The organism is Thalassoglobus polymorphus, from assembly GCF_007744255.1.
Classification (GTDB): Bacteria; Planctomycetota; Planctomycetia; order Planctomycetales; family Planctomycetaceae; genus Thalassoglobus; species Thalassoglobus polymorphus.
In genome coordinates this window covers 1,263,209-1,288,368 of sequence record NZ_CP036267.1, presented here as the reverse complement: position 1 = coordinate 1,288,368, position 25,160 = coordinate 1,263,209, and the positions used below count along the sequence as shown (strand labels likewise).

Sequence of the window (25,160 nt, the reverse complement as noted above, 5' to 3'; positions counted from 1 at the left end):
CCGCGAAGCACACATTGACCATTCGCAAGACTTGAGCCCCTTCATCAAACATCAATCATTCATTATCAGACCTGTCTCAGTCGCCCAGTAATTCTTCGAGGTGGACCTTGACCGAAGCTGCCAGGGCTTCAGGGTGGTAGCCACCTTCAAGCATACTGACTAAACGCCCCTGACTGTGTGTTTGAGCAACATCGAGCACCATGTTTGTGAGCGTTGCGAAGTCTTCAGTTTCGAGCCCCAGCGAGCCAATCGGATCGAGACGATGTGCGTCAAAGCCGGCGCTGAGCAAGATCAGCTCTGGCTTTGAAACTTCGGCAGCCTTCGTCAACGTTTTTTCAAAACGGTCGAGGTAGGCCTTTCGCGATGTCCCGAAGGGAACCGGTTCGTTGAAAGTCTTTCCCAACCCCTTGCCCCGCCCTGTTTCATCGCTGTCACCGGAACCGGGGTAAAAGGGAAAGCGGTGTATGGAAAAGAAGGTGACTGTTTCGTCATCGTAAAACACGTCTTGTGTTCCGTTCCCGTGATGGACATCCCAGTCGACAATCAAAATATTGGAAACGTCACATTCCTGCTGAGCGTATCGAGCAGCGATCGCAACATTGTTAAACAGACAAAACCCCATCGCATGATCCGGGACCGCATGGTGTCCCGGTGGTCGGATCAAACAGAGAGCTTGCGGGTCCTTTCCGGTCAGGACAAGTTGAACCGCTTTACAAACAGTTCCGGCAGCAAGAGTCGCAACTCGATAAGAATCAGGGCTGACGACTGTATCTGCATCGAGTCGACCGCCTCCAGCTTGAGCGACGTTTTGGACATTCTGAAGATGGTCCAGAGGATGAACTGCAGTAATAGCTCGCTTTTCAGCCTGTTCAACTCCGGCGAACTTCAGTCGTTCATGCTTCGGGAAGGAGTCAAGCATTTCCCTGAGAACACGAATTCGATGCGGATTTTCTGGATGTTGACCAGTTTGATGTTTTTCGAATTCTGCGGATGTCAGGACCGTTGTCATTGTTACACTCCGTGTCATTAGACGATTTGACAGGCATCACTGGAGACATTGTTACATTGTAATCGAAAGTCAGAATCAGTGTGACAGCTAGAAACCCATCAAACATAACGACGTAAAGCCAGAAGCGATAAGAACAAACAACTTGACACCGGCTTTTCGCCGATGCTAGTTTAAGCTTGCACGATGAGGCAAAACACTTCCTTCTTTCAAATTCCATGGAGGAAGATTTTGTTTTCTGAATCCATTATGTCGGGCTCACTTCGAAAGTCTGCTCAAGTCGTGTACCATTTCGGACTCAATAAACTTCGTTGATCGGTCCCGCGCTCGCGGGAAAATCCAACAATATACAGATGTGGGGGAAGCCGAGTGTTTCCACTGACTCGTCAGAGTTTTATCACTACGTTCACGGTTCTTCTCACAACAATGTGTGTGTGCAGTGGGAATCTCAACCTATTGGCAGACGACAAGGGAGAGAGTGGGGATAATCCCGCTGCCCCACCGCCCGCCGCTGAAAAAGCTGCAGCTCCTTCCGCCGTTCAATGGCAAAAGCCGTCATGGTATATGGACGAGAAGGAAGCGAATCAATTTCAGCGACAGAAAATCAGGATCGTTCAATTTCTCAAACAGAACAACCTGAACACGAGTCAGCGAAACGAAGTCTACAAAATTGCGTACTTCTATCTTTCGCGGATGACTCATGAAGATGTCCGTCAGTCGATCCCCAAAGATGTCACGACTCGACTGAACACCGACATTCTCTCATCAAGTAATCGGCCAGAAGCCAGGGCCATTCTGATGGATGAGATCCTCAAAGAGGTTCCGAAGATTCTGAACCATCCCAGCGCCATTGTGCGTACGAATGCAGTGATGATGCTGACCGAATTGAGTATCGAACCTGCAAACTTTCAGTCAAGAACTCCAGCACTTCCGTACGTTCCGGTTCACAAAGTCTTAATTGACATTCTGGGAGATACAACACAACTGCCCGAGTGCAAGGTGATTGCAGCTCGTGGGTTGGCTCGTGTTTGTCGGGACGCGGTCAATAACACGCTAACAACTGCGAATCGTTCAGATATTGCGATTGCTTTGACAACGGCTTTGAAATCTGTTCCTCCGGGCTCAGCTGATGAAGTCTGGTGGCTCCGATATCGACTCGTTGATGCGTTAGGATTTGTGGACCGCATCGGGGATATCAACAACAATCCGATTGTGATTGACGCGATTCTTGAGGTGCTCTCAAACCCTGAAGAACAATTGATTGTCCGCACACAGGCCGCTCTCAGTATTTCCCGCTTGCCATTCACCGGCTCGACGAATGTCCAACTGATTACTCACGAAATTTGCCAGTTAACACTCAGGCTCTCAGCGGAATTCAACAAAGACAAAAAGAATCCCAAGGGACCGCAATGGCGAACTTACTTCTCGCGTGTCTATATTTCGTTCCGTCCAGAGCTGCAATCGGAGGCGGAGAACAACTGGGGACTGCTTTATCAGGTCAAGCGTGGAGGACTGGGAGGAAGTGCTAATTACGTGAACGATGCATTTTCCCAGATCATGCCCATCATCAAATCGATTGTTGAATCGGAAAACCCTGGCCCAATCCCGGATGCTGCCTTGAAATCGCTGGCAGACTGGACCAAAACAAACAAGCCGACAGACCGAAAAGTTACCCCAAAGAGTAAACCACTGCCTGAATAAGCAGCTTGCGAGACGGTCACGGGAACGAAATCATTAATGCGTTCCCTCGATTGCCCCCACCCTTTCGCGGTCACCACTTGGCAGTTAGCAGAATGGACTCTTGTAATGGCGCCTGACCCGAATATGATCAGCCTGGAATGGCACGGTGACGCACTTGTTGTGATCGCCACAGGGGCTGTGGAGGAATTGAACTGGGACATTGTTGAACACGCTGCTGAGATCGTGCTCGATCCGATACGTCAGCAAAAAGCCCCGATGGTTGTCTTTGACATGTCTCAGGTCAAATACTTCGGGTCTGTCTTTTTAGCGTTACTGATTCGCTGTCATAAACTCGTCAAAACATGCGGCGGAGTGATGGTGATCTGCGGCCTTCACGATCTCGCCAAAGACTTATTACATATCACGGCACTCGATACACTCTGGGCGATCTACAACACACGTGAGGAAGCGCTCGAGGCGATCGGGGCATAGCTAGGGCCTCTTTCGAATTGGTGTGCAGGTTCTGCCTCGTAGCGAACAGCAATTTTATTGATAAAACGCGTTCTTGACGGGCACACGGTAGAGCAAACAGCTCTAGAAGTCACAAACAGGAAAAGGATTTCTCAATGTCACAAGATCAAAATCGCAAAGCTCGGCTTGCGCGAACAGATGTCTCCGAAGATCATCCACTTGTTACAGAACACGATCCAACAACCGAGCGGACTTCTCGATTAGTCGAAGAGATCAAGGAGACTGCCGACAAGTTCGCGCGAGACCGTGCGACTCGTGGGGACCTGAAAATTGTCTCTCGCGCACTCCGTGAGCTTCGCTACGCCTTCAAGGTCTTCACGCCCTATCGAAGAGACCGGAAAGTCACCGTATTCGGTTCTGCTCGAACCAGCCCGGATCACCCGGCATATCAGGCCTCTTTAGCCTTTGGAAAACGCTTTGCCGACGCAGGCTGGTATGTCGTGACAGGTGCCGGCGGAGGGATCATGGAAGGGGCCCACGTTGGTGCGGGTCGCAAAATGTCGATGGGGCTGAACATCATGCTTCCCTTCGAACAGGAATCCAACTACGTCATCAGCAATGATGAAAAACTCGTCAACTTGAAGTATTTCTTCACCCGCAAGTTGATGTTCGTGAAAGAGGTCCATGCTGTCGCATTGTTCCCAGGAGGTTTTGGAACCCAAGACGAATGTTTCGAAACCCTCACGCTCATACAAACCGGAAAACGTGAATTGATGCCGATTGTCCTCGTCGATGAGCCAGGCGGAAGTTACTGGAAGGACTGGCAACAATTCATCATCAAACAACTGGAGAAGAATGGACTCATCTCACCAGCTGACCATTCGCTCTATAAAATCACAGACAGTATCGACGAAGCTTTCGATGAAATCATGAACTTCTATTGCGTGTACCACAGCATGCGATACGTCAAAGACAAACTCTATTTTCGCCTGCATTTCGAGCCGACCGAAGAACTGCTTGAAGAACTCAATACCAACTTTGCAGATATCATCTCCAGTGGAATTATCGAGCGTGTCGACGCACATCCGCAGGAAGCTGACGAAGAGCACCTGGCGCACATGCCACGCTTAGCCTTCAACTTTAATCGACGAGACATGGGGCGACTGCGACAAATGGTCGACTGCATCAATGACTCTTTTGATGCCTGTGCAGTGACTTGGTCACCGGATGATTAAAGCCCTGTTCGGAAACCTGTATTTTGCGACTTCACCGATCTCCAAACCATCACCTCTCGTCCTTTGCTCGACAAGGGACTGGAGCCCAGAATTCAGGGTGATGGGTTCGGTTTGGACCGCATTCCAGGCGTCGTTTTAGGTCAATTTGATCGACCGTGTGCCCGTGAAGAACACATCTCCCTAATGGAAATGTTGCTCGCCACAAGGCAGAACCTGCAAACCAATTCGAAAGATGCTCTAAACTCAATCTCTGAATGGGTTTCGTGAAGTTCTGACTCTCTTTCTGCCTGCCGCTTGACCCTCTTGCGGGTTGAGTCCTAGAGTGGTTCCATAAATTGATTTATTCTCTCTTTTTTATGAAATCTTTCATTCAAGGAACCTGCTGTGATCGAAGACCCCGATCAAAATTCTTCTTCGACTCCATCAGAGAGTTCACCTGAGTCCACGTTTCCAACGGACGATTCCAAATCTCGCGAAAAACCTGTTGCAGACGTCTCGATGACTCCGATCGAGGACGAACCGCTCCCGGAATGGGTCGAATTGACTCCGGAACTGTTCGAAGATGAATGTGTCCGAGGCGACTTTATGCTTCGCTGGGCTGCCATTCTGCTCGCAGTCCTTTTCGGATGTTGCTACATCACCGAAACACCGGTTCTTGTTCAAGTGAAAAGCGGGCAGTTCGCGACTTCGAACGGGTTCCTTCCTCCACGGACTGATCCCTTTGCGATTGCGACTGAAGGGCAAAGTTGGACGAATCTGCACTGGCTGGCAGATATTGTATTAGGAACCGTTGAAAGCATCGGCGGGTTTCGGGCGCTTTCGATTCTCACTGCGTTCAAGCTAGGCGTCTGCTTCTGGTTTCTTTCGAAAATCACTTACAAAAACGTCTCGACATGGTGGGCTTCGATTTGTGCAGTGCTGGCGATCATTGCTGTCTACCCTGCAGTTCAACCTGGAGAATCATCGGTCACGATTCTCGGGTTCTCGCTGTTGTTGTACTTGCTGCATCGGTGGCGAGAAACACCAGACTCATCCGTCCTTTGGGGACTTCCGATACTCTTCGTTTTTTGGGCGAATATGGATACGCGCGTCTGGGTGGGGCTTTTGTTCATGCTGATCGTTTTACTTGTTCATGCTGTGAAACGGACTGCGACGAAACGGCAATTCACCATCGGAATCGCCGCACTGATTGCAGGTGTGCTTCTTTCACCCTGGCCGGTTCAGCCTGTACTCGGTTATCAAAACACCATTTCAAACGCGACGCAGGCTCAGCTCGAAGGGCTTTCGGGCGAGCTGTTTCCCCGTTATGCCTTCTCGATGATGTCCCCCGAGTTCTGGGCCTCTCCAGATATTTTCCCGATTGCTGCGGCGGTCTTACTGGGGCTTTCGTTCATCAGTTTATTTTTGAACGCCGCACGCTTTGACTGGGCGCTCACATTTGCCTGGATGATGATCAATGGATTGTCGTTCTACTTTGGAGAATTGGTTCCGTATGCTGCCATCATCAATTGCGTTGTCGCGACGCTACAAGGGCAAGACTGGTATCGAAACAAATTCAAAAACGACTTCGAAATCAAAGGAACTTCCGTCTTCATTGCTCGTGCCGGGCGTGCGGTGACTGTGGTTTCATTCTTTCTCGTGGCCTATGCAACCATCAATGGAGCTCTCACCGGACCACAAGGTCGTCGCATTGGCATGGGGCTTGACCCACGTCTCAAGAATCGTCTCGAAAGCACCGAGCAGGATCTGATCAAAGGTGCGTACGAAGGACGAGTTTTCAATGTCCGGGCTGACCAAGGTGATATGTTGATATGGTTAGACCTCAAACCATATCTCGACTCTCGCCACGGATTGTTTGCTAATGGACAAACAGATTTCACTAAAATCCATCGCCAAATTCGTGCCAGTCTGTTTGCACCAGCCAATCCTGAGGCGGATGCAAAAACGACAAAAGAAGAGACCGTTTCGTGGCAAGACGAATTTGCAAACAACAAAATTCATTCACTCGTTCTGCGACTATGGGGAGAGACCCCGGCATACAGCCCATTCATGAAACTGGTTGGAACGCGAGCCTGGCCAATGACCGGGTTCGGTGCATCAGGAGCAGTCTTCACCCGGGGTGACCTGGATGATCCGAAAGTGATCGCATTTATCGAAGAGAACATCGCTTCGCAGTTTGTCGAACAGGCCTACAGGCTGGACGAGAAAAGCAAGGTCGTGACTGAAACAGGACCGCTATGGCCACGGGCGACCTCGGAATACGACAAATGGCTGATTCAAAAATTAAAGGTGATGTCGAACGATATTCAGCTCGCTCGGCACTACATCGCAATTGCTCAACGGCTGCAAACAACCCTGGCACTCGAGCAAGGCATGGCGATTTCTCAACTTGCTATTCGAGGAGCATCGGAAGGATTATTCAAAACTCCTGATGACCCTTATGCCTACCGTGTAATGATCGATGGACAAGGATTTCTCCAAGATGCCGAACAGAGATTTCTGTCACTGTATGGTGTGAACTACCCAATTCAATTCAGAGTTCAACAAGCCATTTGCTATGCGTTTCATGCTGCGAAAGCCAGTGGAAATGCTCGGGACGACCTGAAGCGCCTGTTCTTTATTTTGCTCAATCAACAAAGTCTTGACACAGCCGAAGCGGTCGCTGCGAAATACTCCGAACTCTACGGACAATTGATTGTCGAGAGCGATGGTCAAGACGAAGCCGTCCTCGAACAGGGAAAACAGATTCTGGAGCAGATCGAAACAACTGTGGCAGACGTCGAGAAAAAAGTTGCTGAAGCACGCGAGAAGTCAGTGGAAATCCCACAACTCGCAGCGCTGGCACTTCAAAACCGCTGTCCAGCCTTGGCGCTCTCGATTCTGGATGAAGATAAAACCGTCGTCGCCAGCAATCCCGGATTGCAATTGATGCACGCGACACTCCTGCTCAGGAACGGGCGAACAGAAGAAGCCTGGGAAGAATTGGAAGGACTGGAGAGTCTTGTTGCTCAATCAGGCGCTCAGAACGCGTCTTTCGTTTCACAATGGCGTACGACAACGGCACTGGCAAACGCGGTAGCGAACCAACGTCCGCGAGCGGCCGAGTTGTTCGGCGAACAGGCACTCACATTGAATGAGCAAAATTTGCGGTCGATCCTTCATCAGCCCCCCGGTTTTGCCGAAGCCTATCCTGTGATTGATATCTGGTCGGGACTGTCGTTAATGACGCACTTTTCCGCACTCCGCGATTTCCCTGAACGTTGGGCGAACCTCAAATTGCAGCAGGCATTGATTCGCATCGATCAAGGAAACCTCCAGGCAGCCAAGGATGTTTTGCAAACTATCTACGATGTTCATCCTGAGTTTTCGATGAGGAGCCTTGTTGTCCTGTATCTCTCCCTCATCACTGGAGAGGAATACGAACTTGAGCCACCCAGCCAGAAGATTCCGATCTGGGATGGGATGTTCGTTCCGGACGAAGAAGAAGAAGCTGCAGCTATTGAGCAGAGCATGTCTACAAAACAACCGGAGAAGGAACCCGCGCCCGAGAAGAAGCCCGCTCCAGAAATGAAACCCGACACAAGTACTCAACAGGACACAAAAAAGAATCTGCCCCCCACTCCCGCACTACCCGAGCGGGGCGATTCAAGCAACTAGAGCGGTTTTGATAAAAGGTGTAGCAGTCCTGCCTCGTGGCGAACAGTAACTTCGCTGGTGAAACGCGTTCTTCACAGGCACATGGAAGAGCAAACTGCCCTAATTCAGGAGACACGATGACTGATCTCAATGATGAACAACGCCAGGAAATTCTCGATGCAATCAAGTCTGGGAAAAAAATCCAGGCGATAAAATCATATCGTGAGTATACTGGCCAAGGGCTGAAAGAATCGAAAGAGTTCATCGATCGACTCACAGCTCAACTTTTGGAAGAAGATCCCGATGCAATTCAGACTTCCAAAGTGGGATGCGGGACAGCGATGGTTGCATTTTCAATTCTGGTAATGTTGACTTACGTTGGAATGGTTTCGTGAATGAGTGAAGATGTCACAATCGATGACCTGAAACGGCCATAAAGATGACACGGCAATTCAAGATGGAAGCGGTGATCGTGAGATTCAAAATGCTTTGTCGACTCAGTTTGAGTGTCGTTCCTCTGGTAGTGGCTCTTTTAGCATCTGCCTCATTTGTAACTGCCGAGAACTGGCCCGGATGGCGGGGACCGACTGGCGATGGGCTGAGTCCCGACAATCGCATCCCAACCGAATGGGACGGCGATGGGAAAAATCTTCTTTGGAAAACCGACATCTCTGGCGATGGATACTCATCGCCGATTGTCTGGGAGGACCGAATATTTCTCACCTCCTGCATAAAGGAGACTCAGGAGCGAGTCCTGTTTTGCCTGGATCGAATCAACGGAAAGATTCTCTGGAAGACTACGGTTGTGAAGTCTCCGCTGGAAACTCTCCACAAGTTCAACAGCCATTCCTCAGGAACCCCCGCGACGGATGGAAAGCATGTCTATGTGACGTTCCTCGAAGTTGACGGAAAAACTGTTGATGCCCGAAACGTGGGTAAAGCCCGGCCTGTCACGCCGGGAGAGATTGTTGTGGCTGCGTACGACTTTCATGGGCGAGCCGTTTGGAAAGCGAAGCCGGGGAAGTTCGTCAGCGTCCATGGATTCTGCAGTTGCCCTGTTCTTTACAAAGACAAAATCATCGTCAACGGCGATCATGACGGAGAATCTTATCTTGTCGCCCTCGATAAGAAGACCGGAGCAACAAGCTGGAAAGTGGATCGCGACAACAAAACTCGTAGTTACGTGACACCCCTGATCCGTGAGATCGACGGGCGCACTCAAATGGTGTTCTCAGGGAGTTCGCACGTTGCCAGCTACGATCCAGAAACGGGCGAGCAACATTGGAAAATCGATGGCCCGACCGAGCAGTTCGTCTCCTCGATGGTTTACGATGGTAAGAAGTTCTACCTGTGCGCAGGCTTTCCGACCTACCACGTGATGGCGATCGACCCCACTGGAGAAGGGAACGTCACCGACACTCACGTTGTCTGGCATAAGACAAACGCGAAATGCTATGTCCCCTCCCCTGTTGTGGTTGGGGATTATCTGTTCGTGGCAGATGATCACGGCATCGCAAATTGCTTCGACACGAAAACAGGTGACAGGCTTTGGCGAGACCGCTTGGGACGGCATTTCAGTACATCGCTTGTCGCTGCAAATGGACTCGTTTACTTTCTTGATGATGACGGCAGAACGACCATTGTGAAGCCGGGTGATGAGCCGAACATTGTCGCGGTGAATGGGATTGGAGAAGAGTGTCGCGCGTCACCGGCAATCGCCAACGGCCGCATTTACATTCGAGGGTTGAAGCACTTGTATTGCATCGGTGAAAACAGAGTCGCGGAGAAGAATCAGTGAAATTACTTCGCCAATTGATGGAACAACAGCACGAACGGGGATACCTCAGCGATGAAAATCTACGAGAGATTTCCCGGAACCAGAAGATCCCGCTCTATCGATTAGAAGAGTTGGTTTCGTTCTATCCAGCGTTCCGTCGAGAAGCCCCGAAACAATTCACGATCGATGTTTGCCGCGATGCCTGTTGCCAAATGGCAGAGAACTCTGCTTCGAGACAGGTTCTTTTGAACACGCTCAATCAACAGAATGTCGACTACGAATTGCGCGAAGTCTCCTGCCTTGGTCGCTGTGATGCGGCCCCCGCTGTGGCCGTCAATGATAATCCGATCGCACCACGTACACTGAACGACATTGAAGTAAAGACAGCTTTAGGGAACACTGCTCCCCACAATGGGTCTCACGGAGAATCTGCTGACGCGAGCCCGTTAACGTCGAAGTGGAAGTCTGACCTCTATCAATCGATCGACGAACGGTATCGAGTCGTCAAAGAGTTGGTCGGCTCTGAAAAGGATCTTTCACAAACTTGCATTGAGCTTCTAAAAGGAACGAACCTCACAGGTCGTGGAGGAGCAGGATTTCCAACCGGTCTGAAATGGGAACTTGTCACAAAAGAACAGGCGGAAACGAAATACGTCATCTGCAATGCCGACGAAAGTGAACCGGGAACGTTCAAGGACCGGGAAATAATCCGCCATGCTCCCCACTTGATCATCGAAGGAATGCTGCTTGCTGGCCTGACGATCGGTGCAGAGTCAGGCATTATTTATATTCGACATGAATACGGCCCGGAAGAAGCCATTCTCAAACAGGCCCTTGAGGACGCTTACAAACAAGGACTCCTCGGCGAGAATGCGGCTGAGTCTGGAAAGCGTTTCGAAGTAGAAGTCTTTACGTCACCAGGGGGGTATATCCTTGGGGAAGAGACTGCACTGCTTGAGGCACTCGAAGACAAACGAGGCGAGCCCCGAAACAAACCTCCCTACCCCGGTCAGTTTGGGTTGTGGGGAAAACCAACTCTGATTAACAACGTGGAAACATTTGCCGTGGCCCCGTCTATTATTGGGAACGGTCCGCAGTGGTGGGCAGATCAGGGCATTGGAGAATTCGAAGGTGTGAAGTTTGTCTGCATTTCTGGTGATGTCAAAAGTCCGGGAGTCTTCGAAGTTCCAATGGGGACAACATTCGCCACTGTCATCGAGATGGCCGGAGGCGTTCGCGACAACAAATCGGTGAAAGCCTTCCTCCCCGGAGGTGCCAGTTCTCTCTTTTTGAAACCGGAATTTCTGGAGACACCGATCGATTTCCCGGCAGTCAAAAAAGTGGGCAGCATGCTTGGAACGGGAGCAATTATGATTTTCGATGAAGATCGAAATTTGTACGACATCGCGACAAACATCACCCGATTCTTCCGAAATGAATCTTGCGGGAAGTGCGTTCCCTGCCGAGTTGGTAGTGAGAAAGGAGTCGCGATTTTGGAAAGTGTTTTCAATGGGGAATACGCCGCATCGCAATTGCAAGTTCTGGACGAACTCCACGAAACGCTTGAGGAAACATCCATTTGCGGATTAGGACAAGTCGCATTGGCACCTGTTATTTCGATGCTGAAACAGTTCCCGGAGGAAATTCCCAGCCATGGCAACTGATATGGACACCACGACCTCAATCAAACTGACCATTGATGGGCAGCAGGTCTCTGTTACCCCAGGGACAACTCTTTGGGAAGCAGCCCGCGATCAGGGGATCGACATTCCGGTCTTGTGTCACTCTGAAAAGATGGACCCAGTCGGCGTTTGCCGAATGTGTGTCGTCGACGTCGGTGGTCGCACGCTTGCCCCTTCCTGTATGCGCGAATGTGAATCTGACCTTGAAGTCCAGACCGACAGCGACAAGGTCAAAAAACATCGACGGATGCTCACGTCGTTATTGCTCAGCGATTACGAGCAGACACAAGCCAAAGAGAATGAATACCTCCCGAAGGCGAATTTGCTGACGGACCTGGGAATCAAATTCGAACTGGTTGATGAAGATGGAATTGCACAGGACGAAACTCTGAACCTGTTTCGTGAACTGAATCAAAAAACGGACCAGCATTCGCGTTTATCTCAGCCACGCCCACACGATGCGAGTTCACCGGTCATCTTTGTCGATCATCAAGCTTGCATTATGTGCGATCGCTGCATTCGAGCTTGCGACGAAATTCAGTCAAATGATGTGATGAGCCGGTCGGGGAAAGGGTACACCGCACAGATTTCTTTTGACCTCAACACCCCCATGGGCGAAAGCACGTGCGTCTCTTGCGGAGAGTGCGCTGCTGCCTGCCCGACAGATGCCCTCTCACATAAAGCCAACACAAAATCAGCTTTCGATAACGCCTTACCGATCACAAACATTGACAGCGTTTGTCCGTATTGTGGCGTCGGTTGCTCAATCACTTATCAGAAGCAAGGCAACTCGATTGTGAAAGCGGACGGTCGAGAGAGCCCGGTGAATCATGGACGCTTATGCGTCAAAGGACGCTACGGCTGGGACTACACCATGCACCCGCAGCGACTCACCAAACCGTTGATTCGCCGAGAAGAAAACTATCCCAAAGGTCCGCTCTCTGCCGAAGTGAAATCTTCGCTGTCCGGGAAGAAAAAGAAACCGGGCGGAATCGTAACTGACGAAAATGTCTACGCAGCCTTTCGCGAAGCGACGTGGGAAGAAGCTCTTGATCTTGTTGCTTCGAAACTGACTGCGATTCGATCCGAACATGGCAACAATGCCTTGGCAGGTTTCGGATCAGCGAAGTGTTCGAATGAAGAGGCCTATCTGTTTCAGAAGTTGATTCGCGCTGGCTTCGGAACCAACAATGTTGATCATTGCACAAGATTGTGTCATGCATCCTCGGTCGCTGCCTTGATGGAAACGATCGGTTCTGGGGCTGTCACCAACGTTTTTGCAGATGTCGAAAACTCAGCGGTCTGTTTAATCACCGGATCAAATGCGACGGCGAATCATCCCGTCGCAGCGACCTTCATGAAAGCAGCGGTTGATCACGGGACAAAATTGATCATTGTCGATCCACGTGATCACGACTTAACGAGATATGCGACCCATTTCGCTCAAATCAATCCGGGAAGTGACGTCGCTTTCTACAACGGTGTGATGCACTGTTTGATCCGGGATGGCCTGATCGACAATGAATACATCGACGAGTTCACCGAAGGGTTCGAGGACCTGAAACAACTCGTTCTGAATGAGTGGTCACCAGAAGCGGCCTCGCAAATTTGTGGTATCGAACCGGAACAAATAGAAGCGATAGCCCAAACGATCGGAGAAGCAACTCCCAACGGAAAGTCCGGCAGTATGCTCATCTTTTGGGGAATGGGAATTTCTCAGCATACACACGGGACTGACAACGCGCGTTGTCTGATTTCGCTGTGCCTTCTGACCGGAAACATCGGCAAGCCCGGCTCTGGACTTCATCCATTACGTGGACAGAACAACGTACAGGGTGCGAGCGACGCCGGACTGATCCCGATGGTTTTCCCTGACTATCAATCAGTCACCAATGACGAAATTCGTAGCAAATTTGAACGATCCTGGGGTGTGCAACTCGATCCAAATCCAGGTCTGACCGTCGTCGAAATTATGAGGGGGGCCCTGGCAAGATCAATCCGTGGGATGTACATCATGGGAGAGAATCCATTTCTCTCGGACCCCAACGCAAATAAAGTCCGCAAAGGACTTTCCTCACTCGACTTCCTCGTTGTGCAGGACATCTTCCTGACTGAAACCGCAGAATTCGCGGACGTCATTTTGCCCGCGAGCAGTTTCTTCGAGAAAACAGGAACGTACACCAACACCGACCGACGCGTTCAACTCGGCCGAAAAGTCCTCGACTCTCCCGGAGAAGCACGGGTCGACTGGGAGATCATTTGCGAAATTGCCAGACGGATGGGGCTGCCGATGGACTATGAAGACGTCTCCAGTGTCTTCGACGAGTTTGCATCGCTGACAGAGAGCTATGCCAAACTCAGCCATCAGGCACTCGGCTCAACCGGAAAATTGTGGCCCTGCGAGGATGCTGAAAACAGCGACGGGGAGCAAATTTTGTTTGGCGATGGATTCCCGACACCAAACAAGCGGGCTCAGTTCGTTCCGTGTCGTTTTCTGCCAGCGAAGGAACTTCCTGACGAAGACTATCCATTGGTTCTCACAACCGGTCGTGTTTTAGAACATTGGCACACCGGGAGCATGACCCGTCGTAGCGATGCGCTCGATGCCATCGAGCCGGTCGCCTTTGCCGCCTTGAATCCTGAAGACCTTGCAAATTATCAACTTGAAGATGGCGAGCTGATTCGCGTCGCCTCACGACGAGGCGAGATCGAACTTCAAGTGCGCAGCGACTATTCCGTTGAAGAAGGCACGATCTTTATCCCTTTCCACTTTCGAGAAGCCTCTGCAAACATTCTCACCATCGATGAGCTTGACCCCTACGGTAAAATCCCTGAGTTCAAGTTCTGTGCGGTGAGGATTGAATCGGCTGCAAAAGCGACTGAAGCCTCACATCAATAACTCTCCAGCGAGCAGATATCCCAGCAGAAATATTCCGGCGTCGACGAGAGCATGGCTCAGCCAGGGTGCATAAATCGCCCCGCTCCGCTCATACATCCATGCCCAGACTGCTCCACCGACAGCGATACACAATGAAAAGAGATACGTCGCAGGTGATGACCAACCGAAGAACATCGCCAAGACAATCACATGATGGGCCATGAACCCCAAGCTTGAGACCAGAATCGCAACCGGAATCGAGACGAACGTTTGCAATCGTTTGAACACAAACCATCGCCAGTAATATTCTTCAAGTAGTGAATGGCACACGCAATAGAAAACACTGACCACCACGTAGGCAGAGAGTGAGTCGACCCTCATGTCTGCAATCTTTCCCTGAATTGCAATGACTGGAGCATCAAGAAAGCCGCTCGGTTTCAGCCAGAAAAGTGCCAGGGCAATCATTAATCCGGAAACGGCGAGCCCGAATCCAGCACCAAGTCGCAACCAATAATTCTTTTCGCCTGAGAGTTTCAGACCCATTCGCGGGATTTTCTCTCGCAGAACAAGAAACACCCAAACCGCTGGAAATCCAAACTGGATCACCTTCCCGATCCCGTAAACCGGAGCACTCACTGGGTGGCCTGCAAACAAGACAAAGTAAGCAAAGGTCAAGATGCTCGGAAAGCAGATCGCAAAACCGAGAGCTGCGAGTTCGCCTGATCTCGATTCATTCGTTGAAGTCACGCCGTGATGTCGATCGTGATGTCGATGATGGTCCATTTCAGAGATCACACCAATATCTCATTGACGACTTTTCCGTGAACATCAGTCAAGCGAAAGTCTCTCCCCTGGAATGGGTAGATGAGGCGTTCATGGTCGATGCCCAGAAGGTGAAGCATCGTGGCGTGCAGGTCGTGGACATTGACTGGATTCTCTACGACGTTGACGCTGTAATCGTCTGTGGCTCCGTAAGTCAGGCCGCCTTGAACGCCGCCACCTGCAAGCCAGACAGAGAAGCATTGACCGTGATGGTCGCGACCATAGTTCGTTGGGGTCAGCTTTCCCTGGGAGTAAATAGTTCGCCCAAACTCGCCGCCCCAGACAACAAGGGTGTCTTCTAACATGCCTCGTGATTTCAAATCTGCGAGCAGTGCCGCTGTCGGTTGATCCGTGTCCCGACACTGTGCGCGAACACCACGTGGCAATCTGGCGTGTTGATCCCAACCTTGGTGAAACAGTTGAATGAAACGGACTCCGCGCTCGGCAAGTCTTCTGGCGAGCAGGCAGTTATACGCATACGTTCCCTGCTTATGTACATCAGGACCGTAAAGATTCAGTGTTGCTTGAGTCTCTTGTGTTGTATCAAGCAGGTCCGGAACAGATTGCTGCATTTCAAAGGCAAGTTCGTACTGCTTGATACGCGTTTCGATTTCAGGATCGCCCGCCTGTTCGTATTTCAGTTCGTTCAGCTTCGCCAACTGGTCGAGCATTTTGCGTCGTATTTCGCGACTGACTCCCGGAGGATCGTAGATGTCGAGAACGGGGGCTCCCTGATTTCGAAACTTGATTCCCTGATACTGCGACGGCAGGAAGCCACTTCCCCAAAGACGATCGTACAGTGGCTGCCCCTGCTTGGCACTTCCTTTGGAACTCATGGCGACGAAGGCGGGAAGGTCCGATGTTTCAGACCCGAGTCCGTAATTCAGCCACGAGCCAATGCTGGGACGACCGGGGATTTGCGATCCGGTTTGCAGCATGGTCATCGCCGGATCGTGATTGATAGCTGGGGTGTGCATGGAATTGATGATGCACAAATCATCTGCCATTTGACCGGTGTTCTGGAGGACTTCGCTCATCCACAGGCCGCTTTCTCCTCGCTGTTGAAAATTGAAAATGCTCGGAGCCGTCGCAAACTTTGTCTGGGCCGATGTCATCGTTGTTTTACGTTCATCGGGATACACAGACTTGGGGACATCTGTCCCGAATTTTTCTTTCAGCTGCGGTTTGTAGTCGAGCAAGTCAACCTGTGACGGGCCACCCGATTGGAACAGGTAGATGACCCGTTTGGCCTTGGCAACCGTGTGGGGAAGATTCGAGAGCCCGCCGATGGAATTTCGTCGCGGTTCATTCGCTGCTGCCTGTCCGTCGGATTCTAACAGTGATGCCAGCGCAGCGATCCCAATCCCCGAGCGACCGAAGAAAAGCCGGCGATTCATCTGCTGTCGGTATTCGTCAACTGGATTCATGATCGAGTGCCACTTGTTTGAAAGTGCTGAATAGGTCAGTTGAAAAGTATCATCGTATAGGCGAAACAATCTGGACAATGCCGCGTTCTACAGGTCGTTGATCTCTGGCCAATTGCCTGAGCCTGAAATTCGGAGTGGTTATTCTTTCGTCATGGCTTCATCGAGATTCAAAATGAGTGAAGCGGTCATTGTCATGGCAGCATGCTGGGCAAGTTCAAATTTTTCATCGCGAGGTTTCTCACCCACGCTGAGCAGTTGTTTGGCTTTTGCGTCTTGAGATGCAAAGTCTTGCAGAAAGGATCGGTATCCATCGAGAAGCAGGTTTAACTCGACCTCGCTGGGCGTACGCGATGTCATCAACTGGAATCCGTGACTGATAGCTGCCTGCGGATCTTCGGAGTGAGACAACATGCGTTCAGCGAGAAACCGGGAGGCCTCGACGAAGGTAATGTTGTTCATCAAAGTCAGTGCCTGCAGAGGCGTGTTTGTTTTCTCCTTTCGGACAATACAAACTTCGCGTTCAGCCGAATTGAAGTTGAGCATCGTTGGGGGCGGAATCGTTCTTCGCCAGTAGGTGTAGAGGCTGCGGCGATACAGGTTGTCTCCCTGATCCTGTTTGTACTTGTTATTCGAAATCGCCGACCAGATTTTGGGGGGCATATACGGTTTTGCAGACGGGCCATACATCTTGTCGACGAGCAAACCACTGGCAGCGAGAGCAGAGTCTCTAAGTACGAACGGATTTAAGCGATGACGTGGTCCGCGGGCCAGGAGGCGATTTTCTGGATCACGTACCGCTAACGCGGGAGTTGTCATTGAGGATTGCTGGTAGGTCTCGCTGAGCATGATCGTCTTGTGCAGCTGTTTTAGATCCCAACCTGATTCAACGAATGTGACTGCCAGCCAGTCCAGCAGTTCCGGGTGGCTGGGTAATTCTCCTTGCAGCCCGAAGTTTTCACTCGTTTTCACAAGGCCTGTCCCGAACAGGCGTTGCCAGACTTGATTGACTGCGACCCGCGATGTCAGTGGGTGTTCAGGATGTGTGAGCCATTCTGCCAGTTCCAAACGGTCGCGAGGCGAGGCAGCATTGAATGAATTAAGTGAAGCGGGAATTCCGGGAGCGAGTTGTTCCGATCGGTCGGGGGTGTTGTACTGCCCGCGATGTAGCACATAGGTCGGACGAGACTCTTTCATTTCCTGCATGACCATCAGTGTTTTCGGGTCGCCAGCCTGGGGGCGTTTAAGACCGTTCCCCTGCTCTTTTCTTGCATCGTGCAACTTGAGTGGCTCGGGGATTTGAGCAACGTCTTCTTCCGGTTTCAGACTCGGCCATGAATCTGGAATTTTGATAAATGGAGGACTGTTGCCGTTGTTTGGACCAACTCCCCATTCCGGGACATTATTGAAGTAAGCAAAGAGCTGATAGTACTCCTTTGCAGAAATGGGATCGTACTTGTGATCATGACAACGGGCACAGCCGATAGTGAGACCAAGAATCGCTGTGCCAAGAGTGTCGACGCGATCCACGACGTTCTCGGTATGCCACTCTTCCGGGATGGATCCATCTTCAGAATTGATGCGGTGATTGCGACAGAACCCGGTCGCAATCTGTTGCTTGAGTGTCGCATCTGGAAGCATGTCACCGGCGAGTTGCTCGACGAGAAACTGATCGTACGGCTTGTTCTCATTGAAGGCCATGATTAACCAGTCTCGCCACACATGATGATAGCGGTAACGGTCGTTTTGATAGCCATCGGTATCGGCGTATCGCGAAGCATCCAGCCACGGACGGGCGACGTGCTCACCATATCGCGGGGAGGTAAGCAATCGGTCGAGAACACGCTCGTACGCTTCGGGGGACTCATCGCTTAAGAACTGATCGACTTCTTCCAGTGTCGGAAGCACACCATTTAAATCAATCGTTGCTCTGCGAATGAGCGTCGTTTTCTCTGCCGGAAGCGATGGTTGAAGCTGAAGCGTGTTAAGTTTTTGGCGAACCAAATAATCGATTGCGGTTTGAGTTGGGCCTAGCTCTGTTTCGGGGATTGCCGGTTTGACAGGAGATTCAAAAGCCCAATGCTTCGCGAACGGAGCCCCCTGCTTGATCCATTGTTCAAGAAGAATGATCTCAGATTGAGTGAGAGGTTTCTTCGAGTTCGCCGGAGGCATCTTCAAGTCGGGATCACTCGAGGTGATACGCTTCAGCAGTTCGACTTGCTGTCTTCCTTCGGCTTCAAGAACATGTTGGGCATGATCGCGAAGATCCAGCCTCAGGTCCGCTTCGCGAGTTTGCTCATCGGGACCATGACAGTGCCAGCATTTGTTCGCCAGTATTGGACGGACGTCGCGGGCGTAATCAACTTCGCCCGCAACTCCGACCTTCTGAGTGAGCAATGTCATCGCCAAAAACAGAAGGTGGAGTCGTGAACAGATTTTGAATATCGAAATGTTCACAGGCTTACTTTCGGCTTGCACTGATTCTGTACGATGGCGATTCGGCTCTCTGATGAAGGCTACTCCTTAGGTGGCTCCATCTTCTCTAAGTCGATGACAACCTTTTGCCCGTTGATGTCAACTGTTTGTTTGACAATCCCAACGTTATCGGCGAACCAGTATGTTGTGGAAATCCCTCCTCCTGCTTGACTGGCGTCAACAATGACTTTAACCGCTTTAAACTTTCCTGCTGCGACTTCGATTTCTTCCAGATCGACCGCGCATTTCACGGAGATTTGTTGCCCTGCAATACTCGTCTCTGATTCCCATTTTTCCCCCTTCTTGATCGGAAACTTCAGCAGTTGAATCGGAGGGGAAACTTTTGCACCGTTGAAGCGATTTCGAAAGAGCCCTTGCTTGGTCTGGCTCATGTGTTCCGTGGCTGCCAGTTTGCCGTTGACCGAGGTCTCAATTCGTGCGAGAGACTGGTCGTCGATCTTCTCGATTTCGGCGACTTCGTTGATGATTGGAATTTTGTTTCCATTGCCAGAGTCGACTTGATAGCGCCATTTCGTTCCGACTTTGAAGGGATAGTAATCTGGCGTTTTCTCCTGAGCCTCAACGAGTCCGCTGGCTGAAGTGAAAATGGCTGACAAGGTGAGGATCGCGATGGAGAATTTCATAAGTCTTCCAAGCTGAGTCGCTACTTTTACGACAGAGTGCGTTGATGGGTAATTCTGTGCAATTAATCTACGGTACCCGCCGAGAATTCACAAACGGAGAGGGAAAGATCGATTCGAATTCAGTTCGCATCCGCTGAAAAAGCGAGTCGCATTTCTGCGAAAACGACTTGAAAACCGAGAAGAAGAGTCGCGCATTCAGCGTGGCTGATGACAGCCAGACCAGTCGCATCGGCAAGCCTCGACAGCGTACTTGAGGGCAAAGATCACGGCCTCAAGTCGACTACAGCTTCGTGCTTAAAGATGACCTGCGACAATTCAAGAGTGCGGAATCGTGAAACGCAGCTGAGTACTCTGCGGGGTAAACGTGAGATTCCTAAATCTTGTCAGCAAAGAGACATGTGCATAATCAAGAGCAAATCCATGATTGGTCTGCTGTAGCAGCGCTGTGTCTTAAGTGGTCGTTTCCCCCACCCGGTGGAGACTCACCGGGGGCTAAATGGACGGGGCTACATCGACGGAGCTAAATGGACACTGAAGACCAATCCGAAAGATGCTCCATGGCTGAGAACTTAGGCGCCTTCGCGAATTTTTCCGTCGGCGGTGAAGCTGAGGGTTTGCTCGCGACCGTCGATCGTCACAGCGAATGTCTCAGAAAAATTTCCAGGTGTGTCGGGAGCCGTTAGCCTGAAAGGGATGACGTGAACAGTTTTTGATTCTTCCGTCAGAGGGCGAATTTCGAAGCAGTTTGGATGAGCATCGCATTCAATATCTTTAATCGCGAAGGGACGCTTCCCTTTTACAACGATGTTGAATTGCTTGATTTCTCCGGCAGCAAGAACTCCAAGTGGGACGTTGCTCGGGACAATTTCAATATCGGGGGCAACACGACCTGTGACGAGAACTGGAACCTCGGGAGACTTTTGATCGTCGGTGAGGAGGAATATTTTATTTTGAAGAGGGCCAATTTTTGCGTTTTCGTCAAGGCGAACAGTCAGCTGATATGTGACGCGACCGTTGCTCCGCTCGGTTTCAGTCACCTTTGCTTCGAGGTTTTGGTTGTCATTCCGGATGCCTTCGATCGTCCAGTCATTTCGACCTGCGTAGGCAATCTTGATCACCTTCTCGGCAGCTTGTCCGAATTCCACACTTCCAAAATCCAAGTTTCCCGGAGTAAGGACAACATCAGAGCGGATGTACGCGGTGATTGGAACGCGAACCGTTTTCGTCGCCACCCCATCGGCTCCGTGGAATCGCAGTGTCACATCGACATTGGAGTCCTTGCGGTGCATGAACTTCTTCGTGTCCATGACAACTTCAATGCGTGCTTTTTCGTAAGTTTTCAGGAGTGTCTTGTCTGGCTTTGCTGCGGTGCAACCACAGGTTGTCCCGACATTGACCAACTCAACGTCTTCCTCATAAAGATTTTCGATGACGATGAAGTGCCGTGTATCAGCTCCCCTCGCAACGGTTCCAAAATCAACATTCAAGTCGGAGAACATCTTCTCCGCCCAGTTGAGATTGTTATTTTGGGCGTGAGCTGTCCCACATTGAAGACAAACTGCCATCAATGCCAACGCAACAATTGAGATACGACGATTCATAGTTGACACCTCTCCACACCCCAATCTTCCCACAAAAGAAAACAACATTGGCTGCAAGGACGTTCAGGTAAAACGAACCTGAAGCTATCCAACCGCTGATTTTAGGAGCCCCTGTTCGAATCAGTCCACCCTTGCCCGGAGTTTTCCTTTTCAGATCAAAAAAAACATCATAGCTGACAAAGATGAAGACATCAAAACAACGAAAATCCGTTGATCATATTCGCGACATCCTAACATGCCTACAGAAATCTCCAGATGCAAACTCGAAACAATTACCAAATAAAAAAAACAGCTTAACAGACTGGAGATTCTCCGGTCTGTCAAGCTGGGCAAAGTACGTATCTGCATGCAGCTGTCGCTGCACTGAACCTGTTATAACCTCTTATGTTGTCAGTAGTTGTCTGATCATCATAATGGCGGCGGGTCCAACCAGGACGACAAAGATCCCCGGGAAAATGAAGAGAACGAGCGGGAAGATCATTTTCACCGCTGTCGCAGCTGCTTTTTCTTCAGCTAGTTGGCTCCGCTTAACGCGCATTGTGTCGGACTGAACGCGAAGAGCCTGTGCGATTGAAGATCCGAACTTGTCTGCTTGAATGAGAATCGCAGCGAGAGCTTTCACATCATCTTCCCCGGTTCTTACTCCAAAGTCGTGCAAAACGTCTCGTCGATTTCGTCCGAGTTGCAACTGTTTGTTGCAGTGATTGAGTTCCTGGCAAATTTCAGGGGCAGAGTCCGCAAGTTCCTCTGTCACCCGTCGCATTGCAGCATCGAGACCGAGCCCCGCTTCTACGCAGACCACGAGCAAGTCGAGTGCATCAGGGAGGGAGAGGAAAATTTTTCCTTTACGACTATAGGCCAGCAATGTGAGTATGACGCCAGGCAAAAACATCCCGACCCCAGCAGCGGCGACAACAGTCAGAAGAGCATCTGTCGTCGGTCCCATCAGCGCGAGGGTGATTCCTCCTGAAAGGAAGAGCATCGTTCCTGCTGAGGCGGCTTTGATCGCCAGGAAAATGGTATTTGCATTCGGAGAGGAAAACCCAGCATTTGCCAGTTTGACCTTAAGCTTGCTTTCCTCAAGGTCCGAGGTCGGTTGAAGGGCTTTTGAGAGTGCTGGAGCTGCTTTCTTAAATGCGCTGCTCACACCACTTTCTTTGAGCGTGTCATTCGACTGGCTTTTTTTCTTTCCTTCGCGGAGTTCATCGAGACGTTCTGCAACGCGAGAATCTTTTCCCGTGGTGAGTGCGGCAATCACAGCTCCAACGCCGACCACGACAGCGATGAAGACGACGATAGGGACGAGCATTTCCATACCCATGGGATATTCTCTTTCAATCTACTTATTGAGTGCGTATGTTTTTCTGATGAAGCGAGTTGATCAAACTTTGATCGCAATAATTTTCTTAATTGTGTAGGCACCAATAACTTGCAGGACGACAGCAGCAGCGACCATTTTGCGTCCAAGCTCATCGGTGAACAGCAACATCACATATTCAGGGTTCAATTTCCAAACCGCGACAAACAAAGCCAGCGGCAATGCCATCAGCACGATCCCCGAGATTCGACCTTCCCCTGTTAACGCTTGGACTTGCCCCATAATTCGGAACCGATCCCGGACAATTCTTCCGATTTTGTCCAAAATTTCTGCGAGATCACCACCAGACTGTCGTTGAATCGCAACTGCCATCGCGAAAAATTTGTAGTCCATATTGGGAACACGGATATAAACGTGCTTCAGTGCATCCTCAATCGGAATTCCAAGATTCTGTTCTTCGAATGCGATGTTGAATTCTTTAGAGATGGGATCGGAGAGTTCATCAACAACAACTTTCAAGGCTGAGTTAAGACTGTGCCCAGAACGTAAAGCACGAGCGACGAGTTCCATCGCATCGGGAAGCTGTTTTCCGAATCGTTTGAAGCGTCGACTTCTCTTGAACATCAACCACCCGAACGGCAGGATGGCACAGATCACAAATACCAATGGGTAAAAGGGAAGTGCCGCACGCATGGCGACGGCAAACGCAGTTCCGACTGCCCCAGACAAAACCATGATCATGAAGAAGACTTCAGGTCTGATTGCGGTATCTGCCTGAACAAAAAGCAGCCGGATATTCGTGAACCGCTCCATAATCTTTTCAGAAAAGCCTGCCAGCCCCTGCACACTCTCTTTCACGAGTGCTTCACGAGTGACCTGATTATCTTTCGTTTTGGCTTTCTTCTTACCAGAAAGAACATCCAGACGGTCTTCAATCTCCTTGCTCGAAGCGTCTTGCATCATAAAGATTGCAGCGACGGCTCCGCCAAAGACTGCAATGAAGGCCACAATCGAGGCCATCATTGGGTCAATTTCAAAAGGCAAAAATGCGAGTGTCCACATTGGGGGGATCCCCTCTTTTTTGATGCGAGTAGTTTTGTTTTTTTGAAACGTCAGGTGGGAGTTGATTCAACGCCCGGTTATCCCAGACTTCTTGCGGAAAATAAGTTTGCTGGAAGGCGGACTCCTGCTGCTTCCAATCGAGACATGAAGGCCGGCCGCACTCCTGTTGATTCAAAGTGGCCAAACGCCCGGCCCTCTTCGTCAATTCCATCCTGCACAAACCGGAAAATGTCCTGCATGATGATTGTGTCCTGTTCCATATTCAGCACTTCAGTCACGTAAGTCAGTTTTCGCGGACCACCCTGCAAACGACTGGCTTGAATGATCAAATCGACAGCCGAAGAGAGCTGATGTCGAATTGCTTTTAACGGAAGCTCCACTCCCCCCATGGTCACCATGGTCTCAATACGAGAGACGGCATCACGAGGATTGTTCGCGTGAACGGTCGTCATCGAACCTTCGTGACCGGTGTTCATCGCCTGCAACATGTCGAGCGTTTCAGGTCCACGACATTCCCCAATGATGATTCGGTCGGGACGCATTCGCAGGGCGTTCTTGACGAGGTCAGTCGCGGAAACACTCCCCTTGCCTTCGATATTTGAGGGGCGTGTTTCAAGACGAAGAACGTGATCCTGCTGAAGCTGCAGTTCCGCAGCATCCTCAATCGTGATAACACGCTGGTCAGACTGAATGAAACTTGAGAGTGTGTTCAACAGCGTGGTTTTACCGGAACCAGTACCACCGGAGATAATAATATTGAGACGAGCTTTGATCGCCCCTTCCATTAACATCACCATTTCTGGTGTGAAGGCTCCAAAGTTGAGGAGGTCTTCGAGTGCCAGTGGCTTAGACCCAAATTTTCGAATTGTAAGTGATGCCCCATCTAACGCCAGAGGCGGGATGATCGCATTCAATCGAGAACCGTCGGGAAGACGAGCATCACACATCGGTGAAGTTTCATCAATGCGGCGTCCAACGCGAGAAACGATTCGGTCCAGGATTTGGAGCAAGTGATCATTGTCTCGAAACGTGACTGGTGAACGTTGAATACGTCCATTTTTCTCAACGAACACATGTTTCGGCCCGTTGATCATAATATCCGCGACGCCTTCCTCTTTCATGAGGATTTCGAGAGGCCCAAACCCGAATGTCTCGTCGAGAACTTCTTCGATCAGCCGCTCACGCTCGGAACGATTTAATAAAGGGTTTTCTGTGTCGCAAAGATGTTCGACCACCAGACGGATTTCCCGACGCAGAGTATCACCCTGCAATTCACCCAGTTTATTCAGGTCCAGCTTGTCAACAAGCTTGCCGTGAATCAGGCGTTTGAGATTCTCGAAGTCATCATGAGAAGTCTCTTTCTTGAGTCGGGAAAGTGGCGGGGAAGCCATGGATCATTCTCCTAAAGTATATTTCTTCAGCCAGGTAAGAACCGATTCGAACACCTTT

Annotated in this window: 17 protein-coding genes; 8 read left to right on the top strand and 9 right to left on the bottom strand. The window is 50.5% G+C overall.

All coding sequences use genetic code 11. The annotated features are described in order from the left end of the window. Positions 1 to 76: 76 nt before the first annotated feature. The gene (locus tag Mal48_RS04795; protein ID WP_145196653.1) at positions 77 to 1,009 is read right to left on the bottom strand and encodes a histone deacetylase family protein; all 933 of its coding nucleotides are present in this window, start codon (positions 1,007 to 1,009) and stop codon (positions 77 to 79) included. A 453-nt stretch (positions 1,010 to 1,462) separates the two neighbouring features. On the opposite strand from Mal48_RS04795, the gene Mal48_RS04790 reads away from it, so the two are divergent. The 8 genes from Mal48_RS04790 to fdhF all read left to right on the top strand — a co-directional run bounded on the left by Mal48_RS04790 (position 1,463) and on the right by fdhF (position 14,386). Beyond that, the gene (locus tag Mal48_RS04790) at positions 1,463 to 2,707 is read left to right on the top strand and encodes a HEAT repeat domain-containing protein (RefSeq protein ID WP_145196651.1); all 1,245 of its coding nucleotides are present in this window, start codon (positions 1,463 to 1,465) and stop codon (positions 2,705 to 2,707) included. 105 nt (positions 2,708 to 2,812) lie between these two features. Continuing rightward, complete coding sequence (locus Mal48_RS04785) at positions 2,813 to 3,178, top strand: STAS domain-containing protein (protein WP_145196649.1); 366 nt, start codon at positions 2,813 to 2,815, stop codon at positions 3,176 to 3,178. Positions 3,179 to 3,312: 134 nt separating this feature from the next. Continuing rightward, positions 3,313 to 4,392 carry an LOG family protein gene (locus tag Mal48_RS04780; protein WP_145196647.1) on the top strand — a complete coding sequence of 360 codons (1,080 nt, stop codon included), beginning with the start codon at positions 3,313 to 3,315 and terminating at the stop codon, positions 4,390 to 4,392. A gap of 384 nt (positions 4,393 to 4,776) precedes the next feature. Then, a complete protein-coding gene (locus Mal48_RS04775) occupies positions 4,777 to 8,049 on the top strand; it encodes a hypothetical protein (protein ID WP_145196645.1) in 3,273 nt (1,090 codons plus the stop codon). 116 nt (positions 8,050 to 8,165) lie between these two features. Continuing rightward, on the top strand, positions 8,166 to 8,423 hold the full coding sequence (locus Mal48_RS04770) for a ribosomal protein L7/L12 (RefSeq protein ID WP_145196643.1): 258 nt from the start codon (positions 8,166 to 8,168) through the stop codon (positions 8,421 to 8,423). A 44-nt stretch (positions 8,424 to 8,467) separates the two neighbouring features. Beyond that, complete coding sequence (locus tag Mal48_RS04765) at positions 8,468 to 9,826, top strand: outer membrane protein assembly factor BamB family protein (RefSeq protein ID WP_231739917.1); 1,359 nt, start codon at positions 8,468 to 8,470, stop codon at positions 9,824 to 9,826. Next, positions 9,823 to 11,469, top strand: coding sequence for an NADH-ubiquinone oxidoreductase-F iron-sulfur binding region domain-containing protein (locus Mal48_RS04760; RefSeq protein WP_145196641.1), 1,647 nt, complete (start codon positions 9,823 to 9,825; stop codon positions 11,467 to 11,469). The genes Mal48_RS04765 and Mal48_RS04760 overlap by 4 nt, the downstream gene beginning before the upstream one ends. Continuing rightward, entirely contained in the window at positions 11,459 to 14,386 is a 2,928-nt protein-coding gene (gene fdhF / locus Mal48_RS04755) for a formate dehydrogenase subunit alpha (RefSeq protein ID WP_197442058.1), read from the top strand. The genes Mal48_RS04760 and fdhF overlap by 11 nt, the downstream gene beginning before the upstream one ends. Here the strand turns inward: fdhF and Mal48_RS04750 are convergent. The 8 genes from Mal48_RS04750 to Mal48_RS04715 form a co-directional block, all read right to left on the bottom strand. Next, positions 14,375 to 15,148, bottom strand: coding sequence for a CPBP family intramembrane glutamic endopeptidase (locus Mal48_RS04750; protein ID WP_145196639.1), 774 nt, complete (start codon positions 15,146 to 15,148; stop codon positions 14,375 to 14,377). The genes fdhF and Mal48_RS04750 overlap by 12 nt on opposite strands. Before the next feature lie 8 nt (positions 15,149 to 15,156). Continuing rightward, complete coding sequence (locus Mal48_RS04745; protein WP_145196637.1) at positions 15,157 to 16,614, bottom strand: DUF1501 domain-containing protein; 1,458 nt, start codon at positions 16,612 to 16,614, stop codon at positions 15,157 to 15,159. Positions 16,615 to 16,752: 138 nt separating this feature from the next. Further along, positions 16,753 to 19,014: a PSD1 and planctomycete cytochrome C domain-containing protein gene (locus Mal48_RS04740; protein ID WP_145196635.1), complete on the bottom strand. Its 2,262-nt coding sequence runs from the start codon at positions 19,012 to 19,014 to the stop codon at positions 16,753 to 16,755. A 113-nt stretch (positions 19,015 to 19,127) separates the two neighbouring features. Beyond that, a complete protein-coding gene (locus Mal48_RS04735; protein WP_145196633.1) occupies positions 19,128 to 19,730 on the bottom strand; it encodes a hypothetical protein in 603 nt (200 codons plus the stop codon). A 569-nt stretch (positions 19,731 to 20,299) separates the two neighbouring features. Next, the gene (locus Mal48_RS04730; protein ID WP_197442057.1) at positions 20,300 to 21,331 is read right to left on the bottom strand and encodes a DUF1573 domain-containing protein; all 1,032 of its coding nucleotides are present in this window, start codon (positions 21,329 to 21,331) and stop codon (positions 20,300 to 20,302) included. Between the two features lie 382 nt (positions 21,332 to 21,713). Further along, on the bottom strand, positions 21,714 to 22,652 hold the full coding sequence (locus tag Mal48_RS04725) for a type II secretion system F family protein (protein ID WP_145196629.1): 939 nt from the start codon (positions 22,650 to 22,652) through the stop codon (positions 21,714 to 21,716). 60 nt (positions 22,653 to 22,712) lie between these two features. After that, a complete protein-coding gene (locus tag Mal48_RS04720; RefSeq protein ID WP_231739916.1) occupies positions 22,713 to 23,711 on the bottom strand; it encodes a type II secretion system F family protein in 999 nt (332 codons plus the stop codon). Between the two features lie 77 nt (positions 23,712 to 23,788). Continuing rightward, complete coding sequence (locus Mal48_RS04715; RefSeq protein ID WP_145196627.1) at positions 23,789 to 25,102, bottom strand: CpaF family protein; 1,314 nt, start codon at positions 25,100 to 25,102, stop codon at positions 23,789 to 23,791. Positions 25,103 to 25,160: the final 58 nt, after the last annotated feature.

What these genes read in the sequence shown, in the direction of transcription:
- Mal48_RS04795 (WP_145196653.1), bottom strand. Translation starts at nt 1,009, where the DNA reads ATGACAACGGTCCTGACATCCGCAGAATTCGAAAAACATCAAACTGGT.
- Mal48_RS04785 (WP_145196649.1), top strand. Translation starts at nt 2,813, where the DNA reads ATGGCGCCTGACCCGAATATGATCAGCCTGGAATGGCACGGTGACGCA.
- Mal48_RS04780 (WP_145196647.1), top strand. Translation starts at nt 3,313, where the DNA reads ATGTCACAAGATCAAAATCGCAAAGCTCGGCTTGCGCGAACAGATGTC.
- Mal48_RS04770 (WP_145196643.1), top strand. Translation starts at nt 8,166, where the DNA reads ATGACTGATCTCAATGATGAACAACGCCAGGAAATTCTCGATGCAATC.
- Mal48_RS04765 (WP_231739917.1), top strand. Translation starts at nt 8,468, where the DNA reads ATGACACGGCAATTCAAGATGGAAGCGGTGATCGTGAGATTCAAAATG.
- fdhF (WP_197442058.1), top strand. Translation starts at nt 11,459, where the DNA reads ATGGCAACTGATATGGACACCACGACCTCAATCAAACTGACCATTGAT.
- Mal48_RS04750 (WP_145196639.1), bottom strand. Translation starts at nt 15,148, where the DNA reads ATGGACCATCATCGACATCACGATCGACATCACGGCGTGACTTCAACG.
- Mal48_RS04745 (WP_145196637.1), bottom strand. Translation starts at nt 16,614, where the DNA reads ATGAATCCAGTTGACGAATACCGACAGCAGATGAATCGCCGGCTTTTC.
- Mal48_RS04740 (WP_145196635.1), bottom strand. Translation starts at nt 19,014, where the DNA reads ATGACATTGCTCACTCAGAAGGTCGGAGTTGCGGGCGAAGTTGATTAC.
- Mal48_RS04735 (WP_145196633.1), bottom strand. Translation starts at nt 19,730, where the DNA reads ATGAAATTCTCCATCGCGATCCTCACCTTGTCAGCCATTTTCACTTCA.
- Mal48_RS04730 (WP_197442057.1), bottom strand. Translation starts at nt 21,331, where the DNA reads ATGAATCGTCGTATCTCAATTGTTGCGTTGGCATTGATGGCAGTTTGT.
- Mal48_RS04725 (WP_145196629.1), bottom strand. Translation starts at nt 22,652, where the DNA reads ATGGGTATGGAAATGCTCGTCCCTATCGTCGTCTTCATCGCTGTCGTG.
- Mal48_RS04720 (WP_231739916.1), bottom strand. Translation starts at nt 23,711, where the DNA reads ATGTGGACACTCGCATTTTTGCCTTTTGAAATTGACCCAATGATGGCC.
- Mal48_RS04715 (WP_145196627.1), bottom strand. Translation starts at nt 25,102, where the DNA reads ATGGCTTCCCCGCCACTTTCCCGACTCAAGAAAGAGACTTCTCATGAT.